Source organism: Flavobacterium sp. 40-81 (assembly GCF_001898245.1).
GTDB lineage: Bacteria > Bacteroidota > Bacteroidia > Flavobacteriales > Flavobacteriaceae > Flavobacterium > Flavobacterium inviolabile.
The window spans coordinates 24,411-40,917 of record NZ_MKTM01000031.1 but is presented as its reverse complement, the minus strand read 5'-3'; the positions used below and the strand labels follow the sequence as shown (position 1 = coordinate 40,917).

Sequence of the window (16,507 nt, the reverse complement as noted above, 5' to 3'; positions counted from 1 at the left end):
AATTCTTAAATACGTTTCATAAGATGGGAACACAAAAGGCACATCGCTCTTTTCACACATTTATTACCGTAATGGCTGGTATTATTGTTTTTTGCGGCATCGTTCTGGGTATCTGGTTTTTAATTTTCTACAACAACCATGAAGAAACCAATGATGCTCAGGTAGACCAGTATGTCACACCGGTTATGGCGCGGATAACCGGTTATGTGCAGGAAGTCCGTTATGAAGAAAATCAATTTGTGAACCGGGGTGATACGCTCGTTATCATAGACAACAGGGAATATAAAGCACATCTGGATATGGCAGCAGCCGAAATGGATAACGCTAAAAGAACCATCAATGTACTTGAAAAAAATGTAGCCACAACAGCAAATGCCGAAACGGTTAGAAAATCGCAATTGGCAGCGGCAAAAACGGAAGTCTGGAAAACCAGACAGGATTACCTTCGTTATGCGGCATTACTAAAAGAAGAAGCGGCCACCGAGCAGCAGCTGGAAAGAGTAAAAGCAGATTATGAATCGGCAAAAGCACATTATGAGGAAATATCCGGAACAATCCAAACGGCTGCTTTAAGCACTTCGGAAGCTTCCGCTAAAATACCAACGGCTGAAGCGGTGATTGCCTCCAAAAAAGCACAGGCTGATAATGCCTCACTGTTTTTATCCTATACGGTTATCACGGCACCTTATGATGGCTGGGTCGGAAAAAAAACAATTCAGCCGGGACAGCTTGTCAAAGAAGGGCAGGCATTGGTTGCTATCGTCAGCAAAGAAAAATGGATCACGGCAAACTTTAAAGAAACCCAGCTGCAGTATCTGGCAGTCGGGCAGGAAGTCACGCTAAAAGCAGATGCTGTAAAAGGAAGAGTTTTTCGCGGAGTTATCGAATCCTTGTCGCCGGCAAGCGGAGCCCGTTTTTCATTATTGCCGCCCGATAATGCTACCGGAAACTTTGTTAAGATCGAACAGCGAATCCCGATCCGTATCAAACTTGTCGACATCGATTCGCAGACCGACTTTTTAAGAGCCGGAATGAACGTTATTGTAGTAGCGGAACACCAGTAAACATGTCCGGAGTAAGCGTTTTTAAACCCTGGGTGCCCAATTGGGCGGTCATCGTGATACTGATATTCTGCATGCTGCATTCCATGGTACTGTTAGGGGTTTATACCTCAAATGTGACCTATTCGGCAAGTTTCTTAGATGTGGATGTGGAAGACCTGCAATTTTCATTGTGTGTGACCTATGGCACCTTTCTGGCGACGATAATGATTGAAAGCAGGCTGTTTAAATTTTTTCCAACCAAAAAATATTTTATTGTTATTTACTGTCTGGCAGCATTAACCTTTATGCTGTCGGCTTATACAAACAATTATTCCCTGTTCATCATCCTCAGAATGGCCGAAGGAATCCTGATGGCGCTGCCGTGGATTCCGCTTCGGCAATTGCTGATCACCCGTTTCAAATCTAAGAATGCGGTGATCATAGGATTTACCTGCAATTATGGCGCACTGCTGCTGGCTTCCCCTTTTATCATGAATATAGCCGTCTGGCTGCTGGAAAATTACGACTGGACCTATATGGCTTACGGCTCGGCATTATTCCAGATCCTTTGCGTGGCACTGGTGCTGCTCACGTTTAACAACAACCGTTTTCATAAAAAAATCCCGCTGTATCAGGTGGACTGGGCAAGTTTTATCTTAGTGCTGACGGCCATACTGAGCGGCTCCTTTTTCTTTATATACGGCGAACGGAAATACTGGTTCGATTCACCGCAAATCATCATTGCTTTAATTGTAACGCTCATTACCGGAGGTCTTTTTATTGTCCGGCAGCAATTGGTAAAGCGCCCTTGCTTTGACATGCAGGTATTTCGATACACTAACCTGCGAACCGGATTTTTCCTGTTTGTGGTTTTTTATATCGCAAGAGCAACGCTGAATATTTGTCACAGCGCGATGTTTACAGTATGGAACTGGGAACCGTCCAGAGTAGCACACGTGCAGTATCTCAATGTGCTGGGCAATATCACGGGACTTGTGCTGGCAGGGATCTTTCTGGCAAAAGCGGTGGCAATGCGCTATATTTTTATGCTGGGCTTCCTCATTTTTGCAATCTATCACCTGTGGTTTACCTTTCTTTTTGTACCCGATGTGGCATTGACGGATATTATGATTCCCTATATATTGCAGGGTGTTGCGGTGGGAATATTATTTGTACCGTTAGTGTTGTTCACGGTTTCGTCTGTTCCGGCACACTATGCTCCTTTTTCGGGAACCATTGGCGTTACCGGGCGTTTCTGGGGAAGTACCGTCGGTTTTTGTATCATGCAAAATGCACAGGTTTTGCTGCAAAATACCCATTTTACCAAACTGCGCCGGTTTGTAGTACCGGAAAGTCCCGAAACACAGGCGCGGATGGAAAAAATTGCCCGGGGTTTTATTGCCAAAGGCTATACCGTGGATGAAGCCCATAAATTATCGGTACAGCAAATCGTCAATACCGTTTCCAGACAGGCGGTTTTGCTTTCGGATATGGAAATTTTTACCGTTGTGGGGTATGCCTTACTTTTTTTAGTAGGGTTTCTTTTAATCAACCGGCATCTGAAACAAACTTTCGACATCTTTAAGAACAGAGTCTGGGGAAGTTAGCGCTTGTTAACAACTTCTGCTGAATTTTTTCTCTAAAAAGCAGTACATTTGACAATTACTTTTTTTGAAATTCTACGGATTTTAAAATTCTGATTTTTAGCTATGTACTTGATTTTTGATACCGAAACAACGGGTTTGCCACGAAGTTGGTCCGCTCCTATTACCGATACTGATAACTGGCCCAGATGTATTCAAATTGCATGGCAGTTGCATGATGAAATGGGAAATCTGGTAGAACATCAGGACTATCTTGTTAAGCCTGAAGGTTTCAATATTCCCTATGATGCAGAGCGTATTCACGGTATTTCTACCGAGCTGGCCATGGAGCAGGGAATTTCACTGCAGGAAGTATTGGAAAAATTCAACATTGCTTTATCCAAAGCAAAATATATTGTTGGTCAGAATGTAGGATTCGACGTCAACATCATGGGATGTGAATTCCACCGAATGAACGTTGCTTCCGATATGGCTAGCATGCCCGTTCTGGATACCTGTACCGAAGTAACGGCAGAACTGTTAAAACTACCCGGAGGACGTGGCGGAAGATTCAAACTTCCTACACTGACAGAATTACACCAGTATCTTTTCGGAGTTCCGTTTGCAGAAGCGCATAATGCTACTGCCGACGTGGAAGCGACAACACGCTGTTTCCTGGAATTGATCAAAAGGGAAGTCTTTACAAAAGAAGAACTGGATGTAACGGAAGACTATTTCGATAAATTCAGAGAACAGAATCCGCAGGAAATTCAGTTGATCGGATTAAAGCATATTAACCTTAAACAGGCATCAGATGTTATTCGTGCCCGTTTGGCGCAGATTCAAAAAGAAGATAACCAGACAAGCGTTTCCGAAGAAGCCAGAAAAGATTTAAAAGAAGCGGCTTTTGCCCATCTTCACAACCATTCCCAATTTTCGGTATTGCAATCTACCATTGGAATAAACGATCTGGTAAAAGAAGCGGCAAAATACAAAATGCCGGCAGTTGCAATGACCGATACCGGAAACATGATGGGAGCTTTCCAGTTTGTAAGCTCGGTATTCAATCACAACAAGGCGGCAGCAGCTAAAAACAAAGAAGCAATTGAAAATGGAGAAGAACCAACCGAAACGGAAGTGATCCCGATTGTAGGCTGTGAATTCAACATTTGCGAAAACCATAAAGATAAAAGCAAAAAAGACAACGGTTATCAGGTTGTTCTTTTGGCTAAAAATAAAAAAGGCTACCACAATCTGGCAAAAATGTCTTCCATCGCTTATACCGATGGTTTCTACTATGTACCCAGAATTGATAAAACGGTTGTCGAACAATATAAAGAAGATATTATTGTCCTGTCCGGAAACCTCTATGGGGAAATTCCGAGCAAGATTTTAAATATTGGTGAAAATCAGGCGGAAGAAGCTTTGATCTGGTGGAAAGAGCAGTTTGGTGCCGACTTCTATCTTGAGGTGATGCGTCACAATCAGGAAGACGAAAACCGGGTAAACCAGACGTTGCTTGCCTTTTCCAAAAAACACGGGGTAAAAATCGTAGCGACAAACAATACTTATTATACCACCAAAGCAGATGCCAATGCCCACGATATTTTACTTTGTGTAAAAGACGGTGAAAAGCAGGCAACCCCTATTGGTAGAGGTAGAGGATACCGTTACGGATTGCCTAACCAGGAATACTACTTCAAATCGGTGGAAGAGATGAAAAAAATCTTTGCCGATTTACCGGAAGCGATTGTTAACATTCAGGAAATTATCGATAAGGTCGAAGCCTATTCGCTGTATCGTGATGTACTGCTTCCGAAGTTTGATATTCCGGAAGAATTTGTTGTGCCGGAAGATGATGAAGATGGTGGAAAACGCGGAGAGAATAAATTCCTTCGCCATTTGACCTATGTGGGAGCGGCAAAGCGCTATACGGAAATTACAGAATCAATTCGCGAACGACTGGACTTCGAATTGCAGACGATTGAAAAAACCGGATACCCGGGATACTTTTTGATCGTACAGGATTTTATTGCCGAAGCCCGGAACCTGGATGTTTCGGTAGGTCCCGGACGTGGATCGGCGGCGGGTTCTGCCGTTGCCTACTGTTTGGGGATTACCAATATTGACCCGATTAAGTACGATTTGCTTTTTGAGCGTTTCCTGAACCCGGATCGTGTATCCATGCCCGATATTGATATTGACTTTGACGATGAAGGCCGTGGCCGTGTTATGGACTATGTAATCAATAAATATGGTTCCAATCAGGTAGCGCAGATTATTACCTATGGTAAAATGGCAACCAAATCGGCAATTCGTGATACCGCCCGTGTATTGGATTTACCGTTATTTGAAGCCGACAGGATTGCCAAATTAATTCCGGGGATGATGCCGTCCAAATGGAACCTGGCACGTTTTCTTTCGGAAGATGAAGATCTGGTAAAAAAAGCACTGAAATCGTCAGATGAATACGATCGTGTCAAGGAACTGATTGCCATTGCGCGGGAAGAAGATCTGGCGGGAGAAACCATTCAGCAGGCAAAAATGCTGGAAGGCTCTTTGCGAAATACCGGTATTCATGCCTGTGGGGTAATTATCACACCGGATGATATCACGAACTTCGTTCCGGTTACCACGGCAAAAGATTCCGATTTATATGTAACCCAGTTTGACAACTCCGTTGCCGAAAGTGCCGGATTGCTGAAAATGGACTTCCTGGGTCTGAAGACCCTTACACTGATCAAAGACACGGTAAAACTTGTAAAATACAGATTGGGCATCGAACTGGATCCGGAGAATTTCCCGATTGACGATGTCAAAACATACGAATTATTCCAGAGAGGGGAAACGGTTGGTATCTTCCAGTACGAGTCACCCGGAATGCAGAAATACATGAAGGAACTGCGACCGACGGTTTTCGCCGATTTAATTGCGATGAATGCCTTGTACCGTCCGGGACCTTTGGAGTACATCCCTTCCTTTATCCGGAGAAAAAACGGGGATGAACCAATTACGTACGATTTGGATGCCTGCGAGGAATATCTGGGGGAAACCTACGGAATTACCGTTTATCAGGAGCAGGTAATGTTGCTGTCGCAAAAACTGGCGAACTTCTCTAAAGGTGATGCCGACGTATTGCGTAAAGCGATGGGTAAAAAACAAAAAGACGTACTGGATAAAATGAAATCCAAGTTTATCGACCAGGCGGTTGCAAACGGACATGATGCTGTTAAACTCGATAAGATATGGAAAGACTGGGAAGCCTTTGCGAGTTACGCCTTTAACAAATCCCACTCGACCTGTTATGCCTGGATTGCCTATCAGACAGCTTATCTGAAAGCACATTACCCGGCCGAATATATGGCAGCGGTACTGTCCAATAACATGAACGATATTAAACAGGTATCCTTCTTTATGGAAGAATCCAAAAGAATGGGACTGGTTGTATTGGGGCCGGATGTAAATGAATCCTTTTATAAATTTACCGTAAACGAAAATTATGCGGTCCGTTTTGGTATGGGCGCTATTAAAGGAGTTGGAGGCGGAGCGGTGAACACCATCGTAGAAAACCGTAAAGACGGTAAATACAAATCCATCTTCGACCTGGCAAAACGTATCGATTTGCGTGCGGCTAATAAAAAAGCATTTGAAAACCTTGCTCTGGCAGGAGGATTCGACTGTTTTGCAACCACACACAGAGGGCAGTATTTCCATTCAGACGGCGATAACCTGACGTTTCTGGAAAAAGCAATCCGTTACGGTTCCAAATTCCAGGAAAATGAAAACTCCTCACAGGTAAGTCTCTTCGGAGAAAGCAGTGATGTACAGATTCCGGAGCCGGTTGTACCGCCATGTGAAGAGTGGAGTACGATGGAAAAACTGGCTAAAGAAAAAGAAGTTGTAGGGATTTATATTTCCGGACATCCGCTGGACGATTATAAATTTGAAATGAAATACTTCTGTAATGCCAGTCTGGATGCGCTGAAAAACATGGAACAGCACCTCGGGAAAAACCTCAGTTTCGGAGGGATAGTAACCGGAGTGGAGCACCGTGTGGCTAAAAACGGAATGGGATTTGCCAGTTTTAATCTTGAAGGATATGACGAAAGCTACCGTTTTTCGATGTTTAGGGAGGACTATCTGAAATACCGTCACTTTTTGGTTGCAAACTACTTTATGTACTTTAAGATTAATATTAAGGAAGGCTGGGTAAATAAAGACGGAAAACGTACGGAACCGAGAATTCAGTTCCTGGATGTCAAACCGCTGCAGGATGTACTGTCAACGTTTGCAAAAAAACTGATTATCCAGATGAACATTGCCGAACTGCAGCAGAATATGATTGCAGCACTGCATGAAATATTCCAGTCCAACCGCGGGGAACACAGCGTTACTTTTGAAGTAATGGAAATTGAAAGAGTCAAAAAAGCGCTTGAAATTGCCCTTTCGCCGGCAGATGATGAAGCCGCTGCGGGTGACGATATCGCAGAAGAAACGGAAATGGAAATCCCGGAAGAAAAAGAAGAATTAAGAGTGGTAACCAAGCTCAGTATGCCAAGCCGGAAATTAAAAGTAAATATTTCTACAGATTTGTTACAGGAGCTGGAAAAGATGCAGATTAACTTTAAATTAAATTAAGGTATTGATAATTAGTAATTTGATTGCAAAATGTTAAAAAGAACATAAATCAATTTTAACAATTGAGGCATAATCAAAACTGATTTCAAGACACTTCAATAATTAAAATAAAAGTCTATTTTTGTATCATAATTATAAAAGAAAATAAAATGGCACAAGCAATAACAGATGCTACTTTCGATGAGGTAGTATTGAAATCAGACAAACCGGTTTTGGTTGACTTTTGGGCAGCATGGTGTGGTCCTTGTAGAATGGTAGCTCCTATCATTGATCAAATCAGTGAAGAATATGCTGGGAAAGCCGTGATTGGTAAAGTTGATGTAGATGCTAATCAGGAATTTGCTGCAAAATATGGTGTTCGTAACATTCCTACTGTTTTGGTATTCCAAAACGGAGAAGTGGTAGGACGTCAGGTAGGTGTTGCTCCAAAGCAAACATATACCGATGCAATTGACGCATTACTATAATCGGAATACGATTATATCAATATAAAAAGCCCGGCTATGCCGGGCTTTTTATATTTTAAGACCTGTAAAATTTTAAAATCATCAAATTATCTCATTATCTTTGAGACTATGAAGATTGACGATCAAATAGCAAAAATATCCAGTTTTCAGCATCTGGAACTGCTGGCAAACCAGATTGTGGAAGGATTTGTATCCGGAATGCACAAAAGTCCCTTTCATGGCTTTTCTGCCGAGTTTGCCGAACATAAGGTTTACAATACCGGAGAAAGCACCAAACACATCGACTGGAAGCTTTTTGCAAAAACCGACCGGTTATACACCAAGCGTTTTGAAGAAGAAACCAATTTAAGATGCCATCTGATTATTGATAACTCTTCCTCAATGCATTATCCGAAACTGGCAGGCGGACAGCTTTTCTATGAAAATAAAATAGGATTTTCCGTGCTGGCCTCGGCGGTACTGATGAACCTGCTTAAAAAGCAAAGGGATGCGGTAGGACTGAGTGTTTATTCCGATACATACGAATACTATGCACCCGAAAAAGGCAGCGAGCGCCATCACCGGATGCTGCTCAATGTGCTTGAAAACGTATTGCAGGCATCGCAGCAGTCTAAAAATACGGATACCATTACCTTTTTACATCAGATAGCCGAAAAGATCCACAGACGTTCCATGGTGATTTTGTTTACCGATATGTTTCAGGGAGAAGATGACGAACGCTTGTTTAAAGCCTTGCAGCATCTCAAACACAACAAACATAAAGTGGTCCTTTTTCATGTTATTGACCGGAAAACGGAATTTCAGTTTGATTTTGACAACGCTCCGAGAAAATTTATTGACATGGAAACCGGTGAACAGGTCAATCTTTTTGCGGAAAATATTAAAAACGACTATGAAAAGCTGGTGCAGGACTACTTTGATAAAGTGGCAAACACCTGTGCTTTGTATAAAATCAGGTATATTCCTGTTTCTGTAGATGAAAAATTTGAAAAAATTTTAATGACATACTTGGCTGAAAAACAAAAGTTTGGCTGATTAAGGAAAATAAAAACGGATTTTTTTTATAAAAACATTTGGAGAAATGGAAAAGGGTTGTATATTTGCAACCGCAATAAAGCACTGGTTTGGTAGTTCAGTTGGTTAGAATACATGCCTGTCACGCATGGGGTCGCGGGTTCGAGTCCCGTCCAGACCGCCAGTAAAGAGGAAGCCTTTCGAAGAGAAAGGCTTTTTTGCCCTCTTAAAATATTTAAAATTAGTTGTGTTGTTTAGGTACGTAAGTACCAGGTTTAGTAGTTAGACCAATGAAAAGCTTTCCAATGTTTCTGAATGTTCAGAATCCGGAGGGCTTTTTTGATTTACATGTTTCTGAATATCGGAAATATTGGCAGTCAGAAGCTTAACAAAAAACTTACTTTTTTTACTGAAAAATGTTTGCAAATGAATAAAAAAGTTCTACATTTGCACTCGCAATAAAGCACTGGTTTGGTAGTTCAGTTGGTTAGAATACATGCCTGTCACGCATGGGGTCGCGGGTTCGAGTCCCGTCCAGACCGCCAGTAAAAAGGAAGCCTCTCATATCGGGAGGCTTTTTTTGTACCTTTATTTGATGTATTATGTTTATATCATTTATTCGGATCACCTGGATGTTTTATTGTAAAGGATTTACGATGAATCCGGATGAACGTTTGAAGTGCCATTTAGAAGGAGGCAGTGAGTTCACTTCACGCGCATCCGATTGGAAGTTGGTTTACAGTAAAGCATTTGAAACTAAAAAAGAAGCCTTGATAGAAGAGAAACGTTTAAAGAAATTAAACCGTTCTTCGATTAAACTATTGTTGCAGGGTTAGGATACATGCCTGTCATCTCGTCTTCGGGACGAGACGGGTTCGAGTCCCGTCCAGACCGCCAGTAAAAAGGAAGCCTCTCATATCGAGAGGCTTTTTTTGTACCTTTATTTGATGTATTATGTTTATATCATTTATTCGGATCACCTGGATGTTTTATTGTAAAGGATTTACGATGAATCCGGATGAACGTTTGAAGTGCCATTTAGAAGGAGGCAGTGAGTTCACTTCACGCGCATCCGATTGGAAGTTGGTTTACAGTAAAGCATTTGAAACTAAAAAAGAAGCCTTGATAGAAGAGAAACGTTTAAAGAAATTAAACCGTACTTCGATTAAACGATTATTACAGGGTTAGGATATATGCCTGTCATCTCGTCTTCGGGACGAGACGGGTTCGGGTCCCGTCCAGACCGCCAGTAAAAAGGAAGCCTCTCATATCGGGAAGCTTTTTTATTTTCTGATTATTGGTAATAACCTTCTTATACGGTTATGGTGATTCGTAATATCGTTACTTTTTTGAAAAAAGGGTGGCGCCTATACTTGCTGTGATCACACAGCCAATGGAAAGGCATTGCAGCAGGCTTAACTGCTCTTTTAGGAATAACAACCCGGAAAGAGCGGCAAAAGCCGGATGCAGGCTCATCAGGATACTGAATGTCTTGGCTGGTAAATGTTTTAAAGCACCCATGTCGAGTGTAAAGGGGATTGCGCTGGTCAATAAAGACACGGCGGTGCCCAGAAGGAGCAGGTGTCCGTTTAGAGCCAGCAAATCGCCGCTAAAAAAGCCAAACGGCATGATGAACAGGGTAGCGAAGACCATACCGATCGTAACCGCCTCTCCTTTTTTCATTATTTTTGAAACTTTTCCGCCCAATACAATATATCCCGCCCAGAAAGCTCCGGCCAGAACCGCTAAAAACATACCGAATAAATCGATATGGTTGCCATGAAGCGGGGCGATCAGGAAGATCCCTAAACCGGCTAATGCCACCCATAAAAGATCGCTGATCTTTCGGGAACCTAACAGAGCAAGTACCAGCGGACCGATAAATTCGAGTGTAACGCCTAAACCTAACGGGATTCGCTTGATGGCAAAATAAAACACCAGATTCATAGCGCCCAGACAGGCACCATAGGCAAGACCGGCCAGCCATTGCCGGCGGCTGAACTTCCGGAAATCGGGTTTGAAAAACAAATAGAGCAATATAGCCGAGATACCCACGCGTAAGGTTGCGGTACCGCCAATTCCCAAAGAAGGAAATAACTGTTTCGCAAGCGAAGCGCCCATCTGTATGCTCAGCATGGATAATAAGACTGCCGGTATGGGCGGCAGGGAAAACTTTTGTTTGAATGACATTATTTTTGGGGACTGTTTAAAATTTAAAAATCCATAACCTGGTCAAGACCTCTTTTTAACCCGGTAAAGGTGTTTACCTTCCGGATGGCTAACAAGGCGCCTTTTACATAAGGTTTGGCGCTGTCGCCGGCTTCGTGCTTCAGGATCAGCTTTTCACTCTCCATTCCGAAAATGGCTTCCAGGGAAATAACATAACCCGGCAGCCTGACAGCGTGTACCTGCGTTCCGCCTATATTGGCTCCGCGGGTTGCTTTTTCACCCTGTACGGCTTCGGTAGGAATTGTAATGACCGCTTGTTGTTTCGATAAACGATTGGCAAGTTCCAGGGCGCTTCCGCTTGGAGCATCAACCTTGGTATCGCTCGCATAATCGATAATTTCCCAGTGCGGCATGTATTGGGAGGCCATTTCTGCAAATTTGTTTAGCAGTACAACGCTGATTGCGAAATTGCCCACGGCAAGTACCGGTCGGTGCTTTTCGGTTGCGAGCCTGCCTATTTCGTCATAATCGGCATCGGATAAACCCGAAGTGCCTACCACTACAGCTACTCCTTTGTGAAGCGCGGTGAGAATGTGGTGCCTGGCGATTTCCGGAGCGGTATAATCGATCAGGACGTCACAGGGGATTTGCAGGGCTTCTTCCAGTGTGCTGAAAATCGGGATATTTTTTTCGGATGTAAAACCCAGAACCGTATTCAGGTTTTTTCCGGCGGTTTTCCGGGCCACGGCAGCAACCAACTCAAGATCGGTTGTGGCGGCAATGCCTTTTGATAATTCGGAAGCGGCCCAGCCGGTTGCGCCGGCTACACAGACGCGTATTTTGTGTGATGGTTCCATATTAGTGCGCTTTAATAGGTCAGACAGGAATTCGTATAATACTGCTAAAATAAGGGAATAGCATAGCGGTAAAGTGAGTATCTGCAGGATAACACTTTAGGAAATACTTTCCGGTATCTGGACTTTTTATTATTCGTTGTGGATGACACCCACAATTATGGCAATGGCGTTTAGTTCACTTTTGTTTAGTTGGAACGGTTCAAATTCCGGATTCTCAGAAACAATAAGAATGTGGTTGTCGTCTTTGCCTTCGCGGACTCTTCTAATCAGGGAACCTTGTGTAGTGCTCAGCACATATACATTATTCCATTGCAGGAAAGAATCAAGAGGCACTCTTTTACAGGCTACCAAATCACCATTGCTATATTTGGGAATCATGGCGTTTCCTTTGATGCTGATCAGAAATTCCGCTCCCTTGAATAAAGGCACGTGGTATTTCTCAATTTCATGATCCATGGAAATGATGCCGCGGTATTTTATTCTTGCGAAAGCCTCTTCCGGAACCAGCGGAATCAATTCGGCATTTCGGATAAACATTCCGTCATAATACTGTTTTTTGCTCTCGCTGTTTCCGGTTGGATTGTCACTGGCAACATCATCCGGATTGGTATTTTGATAAGGTGTCTCTTTTCGGAACATGGTCCCTTTTCCGGTTAATAGCCATTCGGCAGAAATATCCGGGAAAGCTTTTAGAATGTTGTTTAAAGTGTCGTCTTTCAAATTGGCGACTCTTTTGATGGCAGTCTGAATGGAGTTGTTTGACATCTGTGTTCTTTTTTCAAAAGCACTGATGGATAAGTTGTAAAACTTGATTATTTCCTTGACACGTTCTATTGGCTTCATAACTGAAAAAGGTGTTAAAATTATAAACAATGTTCATGGATATTTAGAATATTGTTTTAATTTTAGAATAAAGTTTATATATTTGTTTTGTGTTCCGAAACAAACGGAGCAACAAACAAAAATATGGAAAAAAATAAGCAAAACAAGTATAACACGCTTGTAATTAATAAACTCGTTGAAAAATATGGGTTTACAGGCTATTATATTCGGCAATGTTTGCGGGGTGACCGCAACAGTATAACCGCAGATTTATTGCGAAAAGAGTATAACGGTCTCAACAAGGCCATCAAGAAACTGCTTGATGAACAGGGAACCTGAATTCCGGCGAAACAAAATTGATAATCTGCCTGAATGAAAAAATCACAACAGTTGAATAATGCTGTATGACACCCTTGGCATTTTTTAACAACATAAATCTCTATCTGCCAGTTATCCAGGCAGCTATAGTATGGAATAAGCGTGATTTTTTGGTAAAAAACGATTTTTCAAATCTGCTATGGTATTTTTTTTGTGATAACAGTATTTTATTTCTTAAAATTTTAAAGAATAAAATTTTGAAAACAGATAAAATAATTTATTTTTGAACAGTTGAGAATAATATAGCGGTCTTTTTAACAAATGTGCATTTTAATGGTTGTTAAACAGATTTGAATTATTCATTCCGGATGGAGAACATCCTGAAGAATAACTATATTTTTTACCCTTCCCTTTTTTTGTCATTTATAGCTTCCGTTTTCAAACGAGAGGTATAATAAAAATGATATATCGACATCTTCCCTAAATGCCGGTATGATTACTGGATTGCCTGCAATCCTGAACAGTCATATTGTGACTACTAAAAAAACCTATTAAATATTAATTGCTATGAAAAGAACGCAGCTTTTCATCCTGCTGTTCGTATTTACAAGTGGGATTTCTCAGAACAAGAGAAATAAAATTGACAGCTTGTTGCGGCATGCGGTAAGTATTGGGGAAGAAACACCGGAACTGGCTATCCGTGAAGCGTTAAAAGGAATTACACTGTCTGCCGGATTAGGGTATAAAAAAGGAATTGTTGTTGGCAGTCTTTTTATTAGTGAAAGCTATAGAAGGAGTAAAGATGATGGCGAGGCACTTTTTTATGCAGTAAAGGCAGATAAAAACTGTCGGGCTTCCGATAGTTACTATAAGTCCAAGGCACTTCGCTTAAAAGGAATCAGCCTGGCACGGCTGGGGTTTTATAAAGAGGCGGAAAACCTTTTAAATAAAGCGCTCTATTTTGCCAATAAAATCAAAGACAAGAATAATAAATACAGAAGCCTCGGCTTTATTTATGCCAACATCGCGATCAACCATGACGATAATGGCGGATCGAAAGATCTGGTCGCTGATTATTTGCAGAAAAGCGATGCCAGTTTTAGCAGTATGGATGTGACTGATGTTCATAAAAAGCGCTGTATGGCCTTTGCCTATCTGAACTGGGCTGCTTTTCATATTCGGGGAAACCGGCTGGATAAAGCCCGTTTTTATCTGGACGAGTCAATTGCGGCATCACAGCGGCTTCACCTGAACTATTTAACGATTGAGCAGGACTATTCCCAGGGAACCTTATCCTATTGCAAAGGGAACTTTGAAGCCGCAAAAAAGCAGTTTTTAAAAGCCTTATTGCTGAGTAATGCGAACGGAAGGATTTTCTATAAAAAGGATTTGTATTACAGCCTTTTTAAAACATACGAAGCACAGCGCCTTCCGGACAGTTCCCGCTATTACAGAGCGCAATATATCGTACTAAACGACAGCCTGAACGGCCTTTACAAAAAAGCTATAAATACATCGCTCAATCTTTTTGTAGAAGAGGAATGCAGTGAATCACTGCTAAAACTGGAAAAACAACTTTTAATTATTGGCATCAGCTTTTTGCTGATGGTGCTGGTGTATCGCTATACAAAAGTGTACCGAAGGAAATGGCACAAAGCCCAAAAGGAAAAAGAAGCGATAAATCGTTACCTGCAACGGCAAAGCGAACTGCTCCGGCAACTGAAAAAAGGAAGCAGCTATTCCAGAGACCGAACCCAAAAACTATTGCAGCTCGTCGCTACCGGAAATCCGGCGTTTCTTTCTGAATTTAAAGAAACATATCCCGATTTCTGTCCGCGGATCATTGAAATATCCCCGGGTATTATTGGCAATGAACTAAAATTCTGCGCGATGCTAAAACTGAATCTGACAACATCGGAGATTGCCGAATATACCAAAAGTACACTGCGGGCAGTCGAGTCGAAAAAATACAGAATACGAAAGAAACTAAACATACCACAAGATAAGGAGCTATATGAATGGATTTCAAGATTATAATATGATGAAGAAGATCTTCTTTGCCCGCTTTTTTGCATTGTCATTAACCATAACATGCACGGCACAACAATACTCGAAAGCGAAAATTGACAGTATGCTCACCACTTTGGTGAACATGCATGACAGTATACCGGGCAAAGTACTGATGAAAGGTAAGACCTGTTATACCTATGCTGAAAAAATAGACTATAAAGAAGGAATGATTAAAAGCGCATTGGTGATAGGGGAGAGTTACCTGACGATGGGGCAATATGATATTGCGCTGGAATTTGCAAATAAAGCCGAAAAGAACGCTGTGGGCATAAAGAACAATGAATTACTGTCGGAAGCCTTCCGGTTAAAAGGACAATGTTATGAAACCCTCAGTTTTTTTGATATAGCGTTTGAAGAATTTGGAAAAGCCCTGAAAGCGGCCGGCAAAATGGAAGCGAGCAATGATCGTTTCCGGCAGGAAGGCTATATTTTTAGTGATATGGCTGATTGTCTCAGCCAGAATAAAAAAAACACCGATTCGGTAAAAGCCTACTACAGGCGAAGTGCTTATGCTTTTAGCAAAATGGAGGATGACCGCATCAAAAGAAGAAACCTTTCGCTGGTTAATGCCAATATCGGAGCCTGTTTTATCGCCGGAAAGCAATATGATTCGGCAGCCATTTATATTGAAAATGCGGTGCGGCTTGCCGAAATAACACAATGCGATAAAGCACAGCTGCTGGCGTCATTTAATATGGGCAATCTTGAACTGGCAAGGGACAATATGCAGGAAGCGATAGTACAGTACAATTATGCGCTGGCTATAGCCAATAAGTTCCAGAGGAATGCGTTAATGTCGACGATGCATTCCAACCTGTCTAAGATTTATGACAAACTGGGAGATAAGGAAAAAGCAGATTATCATTTTCAAAAACTGATCTCCGAAAACAGTATTGTAAAACAATCCCAAAAGAAAGGCCTGGAAAAACCAACGAAAGAACTGGTGCGGAATACCACGCAGAAATTCCAGCAGTATAGCCAGGGAGCACTTATCAGCACCATTTCATTTATTGTTCTGGCGGTGTTGCTGCTGGCAAGGGTTGTCCGGTTTTACAGAAGAGCAGAAGAAGAAAGACAGGAAATAGACAAACAGAAAGACCGCTTGAAAAGCAAAGAAAAACTGCTTGAAAAAGCCAAAAAGATGGAGCCGGTTTGCCTGGAAAACGTTATCAGGCTTGCCCAGAATAATGACGACAGCTTTTTATTTCAGTTTTCGGTCCTGCATTTCGATTTCTATGAAAAAATTACGGCATCCATACCGGCTTTAAATCTGGAAGACCAGAAAGTATGCGCCTTTTTGAGGCTCGGATTCCAGATAAAGGAAATAGCATTGATTACAAATGTTACCGTTCGTTCTGTAGAAGCCAGGATATACAGGATCCGGAAAAAGATAAACATTTCTTTCGATGAAGGGTAGCAGCAACAGCCGTTGTTTGTAATAGTAACAATACGTTACTTTTTTCCGGAATAAAAAACTGTTCTGTGAAATAGTTAAGACTTTGTTTTTTAGTATTTTAAAATGATTA

13 protein-coding genes and 2 tRNA genes are annotated in these 16,507 nt (G+C 41.8%); 12 read left to right on the top strand and 3 right to left on the bottom strand.

Annotation, left to right across the window (positions count from 1 at the left end):
• The first annotated feature begins 23 nt into the window (after positions 1-23).
• The 9 genes from BGO42_RS11565 to BGO42_RS11525 all read left to right on the top strand — a co-directional run bounded on the left by BGO42_RS11565 (position 24) and on the right by BGO42_RS11525 (position 9,933).
• Positions 24-1,064 carry an HlyD family secretion protein gene (locus BGO42_RS11565; RefSeq protein WP_177730165.1) on the top strand — a complete coding sequence of 347 codons (1,041 nt, stop codon included), beginning with the start codon at positions 24-26 and terminating at the stop codon, positions 1,062-1,064.
• 2 nt (positions 1,065-1,066) lie between these two features.
• Complete coding sequence (locus tag BGO42_RS11560; RefSeq protein WP_273244534.1) at positions 1,067-2,650, top strand: efflux MFS transporter permease; 1,584 nt, start codon at positions 1,067-1,069, stop codon at positions 2,648-2,650.
• 102 nt (positions 2,651-2,752) lie between these two features.
• Positions 2,753-7,264: a DNA polymerase III subunit alpha gene (gene dnaE / locus BGO42_RS11555; RefSeq protein WP_177730162.1), complete on the top strand. Its 4,512-nt coding sequence runs from the start codon at positions 2,753-2,755 to the stop codon at positions 7,262-7,264.
• 149 nt (positions 7,265-7,413) lie between these two features.
• Complete coding sequence (trxA, locus tag BGO42_RS11550) at positions 7,414-7,731, top strand: thioredoxin (RefSeq protein ID WP_177730160.1); 318 nt, start codon at positions 7,414-7,416, stop codon at positions 7,729-7,731.
• 108 nt (positions 7,732-7,839) lie between these two features.
• Positions 7,840-8,766, top strand: a complete 927-nt coding sequence (locus tag BGO42_RS11545; RefSeq protein ID WP_273244537.1) for a DUF58 domain-containing protein — start codon at positions 7,840-7,842, stop codon at positions 8,764-8,766.
• A gap of 86 nt (positions 8,767-8,852) precedes the next feature.
• A tRNA-Asp gene (locus BGO42_RS11540) sits at positions 8,853-8,929 on the top strand.
• A 284-nt stretch (positions 8,930-9,213) separates the two neighbouring features.
• Positions 9,214-9,290: transfer RNA gene (locus BGO42_RS11535), tRNA-Asp, on the top strand.
• A 57-nt stretch (positions 9,291-9,347) separates the two neighbouring features.
• A complete protein-coding gene (locus BGO42_RS11530; protein WP_286749336.1) occupies positions 9,348-9,581 on the top strand; it encodes a GIY-YIG nuclease family protein in 234 nt (77 codons plus the stop codon).
• Between the two features lie 118 nt (positions 9,582-9,699).
• On the top strand, positions 9,700-9,933 hold the full coding sequence (locus BGO42_RS11525) for a GIY-YIG nuclease family protein (protein WP_273244541.1): 234 nt from the start codon (positions 9,700-9,702) through the stop codon (positions 9,931-9,933).
• A gap of 153 nt (positions 9,934-10,086) precedes the next feature.
• Here the strand turns inward: BGO42_RS11525 and BGO42_RS11520 are convergent, their stop codons facing one another.
• From BGO42_RS11520 to BGO42_RS11510, 3 genes are all read right to left on the bottom strand, one after another.
• On the bottom strand, positions 10,087-10,935 hold the full coding sequence (locus BGO42_RS11520) for an EamA family transporter (protein ID WP_273244543.1): 849 nt from the start codon (positions 10,933-10,935) through the stop codon (positions 10,087-10,089).
• A gap of 23 nt (positions 10,936-10,958) precedes the next feature.
• Entirely contained in the window at positions 10,959-11,771 is an 813-nt protein-coding gene (gene dapB / locus BGO42_RS11515; RefSeq protein ID WP_273244545.1) for a 4-hydroxy-tetrahydrodipicolinate reductase, read from the bottom strand.
• Between the two features lie 129 nt (positions 11,772-11,900).
• Positions 11,901-12,614 (bottom strand): S24 family peptidase, encoded by a 714-nt coding sequence (locus BGO42_RS11510; protein WP_177730152.1) that lies wholly within the window; start codon positions 12,612-12,614, stop codon positions 11,901-11,903.
• A 123-nt stretch (positions 12,615-12,737) separates the two neighbouring features.
• On the opposite strand from BGO42_RS11510, the gene BGO42_RS11505 reads away from it, so the two are divergent.
• From BGO42_RS11505 to BGO42_RS11495, 3 genes are all read left to right on the top strand, one after another.
• Positions 12,738-12,932 (top strand): hypothetical protein, encoded by a 195-nt coding sequence (locus BGO42_RS11505; RefSeq protein WP_177730150.1) that lies wholly within the window; start codon positions 12,738-12,740, stop codon positions 12,930-12,932.
• A gap of 546 nt (positions 12,933-13,478) precedes the next feature.
• Positions 13,479-14,948, top strand: a complete 1,470-nt coding sequence (locus BGO42_RS11500) for a helix-turn-helix transcriptional regulator (RefSeq protein ID WP_273244548.1) — start codon at positions 13,479-13,481, stop codon at positions 14,946-14,948.
• A complete protein-coding gene (locus BGO42_RS11495; RefSeq protein ID WP_273244550.1) occupies positions 14,926-16,398 on the top strand; it encodes a sigma-70 region 4 domain-containing protein in 1,473 nt (490 codons plus the stop codon). The genes BGO42_RS11500 and BGO42_RS11495 overlap by 23 nt, the downstream gene beginning before the upstream one ends.
• Positions 16,399-16,507: the final 109 nt, after the last annotated feature.

Coding starts and splice junctions, on each gene's coding strand:
- BGO42_RS11565 (WP_177730165.1), top strand. CDS start 24: ATGGGAACACAAAAGGCACATCGCTCTTTTCACACATTTATTACCGTA.
- BGO42_RS11560 (WP_273244534.1), top strand. CDS start 1,067: ATGTCCGGAGTAAGCGTTTTTAAACCCTGGGTGCCCAATTGGGCGGTC.
- dnaE (WP_177730162.1), top strand. CDS start 2,753: ATGTACTTGATTTTTGATACCGAAACAACGGGTTTGCCACGAAGTTGG.
- trxA (WP_177730160.1), top strand. CDS start 7,414: ATGGCACAAGCAATAACAGATGCTACTTTCGATGAGGTAGTATTGAAA.
- BGO42_RS11545 (WP_273244537.1), top strand. CDS start 7,840: ATGAAGATTGACGATCAAATAGCAAAAATATCCAGTTTTCAGCATCTG.
- BGO42_RS11530 (WP_286749336.1), top strand. CDS start 9,348: ATGTTTATATCATTTATTCGGATCACCTGGATGTTTTATTGTAAAGGA.
- BGO42_RS11525 (WP_273244541.1), top strand. CDS start 9,700: ATGTTTATATCATTTATTCGGATCACCTGGATGTTTTATTGTAAAGGA.
- BGO42_RS11520 (WP_273244543.1), bottom strand. CDS start 10,935: ATGTCATTCAAACAAAAGTTTTCCCTGCCGCCCATACCGGCAGTCTTA.
- dapB (WP_273244545.1), bottom strand. CDS start 11,771: ATGGAACCATCACACAAAATACGCGTCTGTGTAGCCGGCGCAACCGGC.
- BGO42_RS11510 (WP_177730152.1), bottom strand. CDS start 12,614: ATGAAGCCAATAGAACGTGTCAAGGAAATAATCAAGTTTTACAACTTA.
- BGO42_RS11505 (WP_177730150.1), top strand. CDS start 12,738: ATGGAAAAAAATAAGCAAAACAAGTATAACACGCTTGTAATTAATAAA.
- BGO42_RS11500 (WP_273244548.1), top strand. CDS start 13,479: ATGAAAAGAACGCAGCTTTTCATCCTGCTGTTCGTATTTACAAGTGGG.
- BGO42_RS11495 (WP_273244550.1), top strand. CDS start 14,926: ATGAATGGATTTCAAGATTATAATATGATGAAGAAGATCTTCTTTGCC.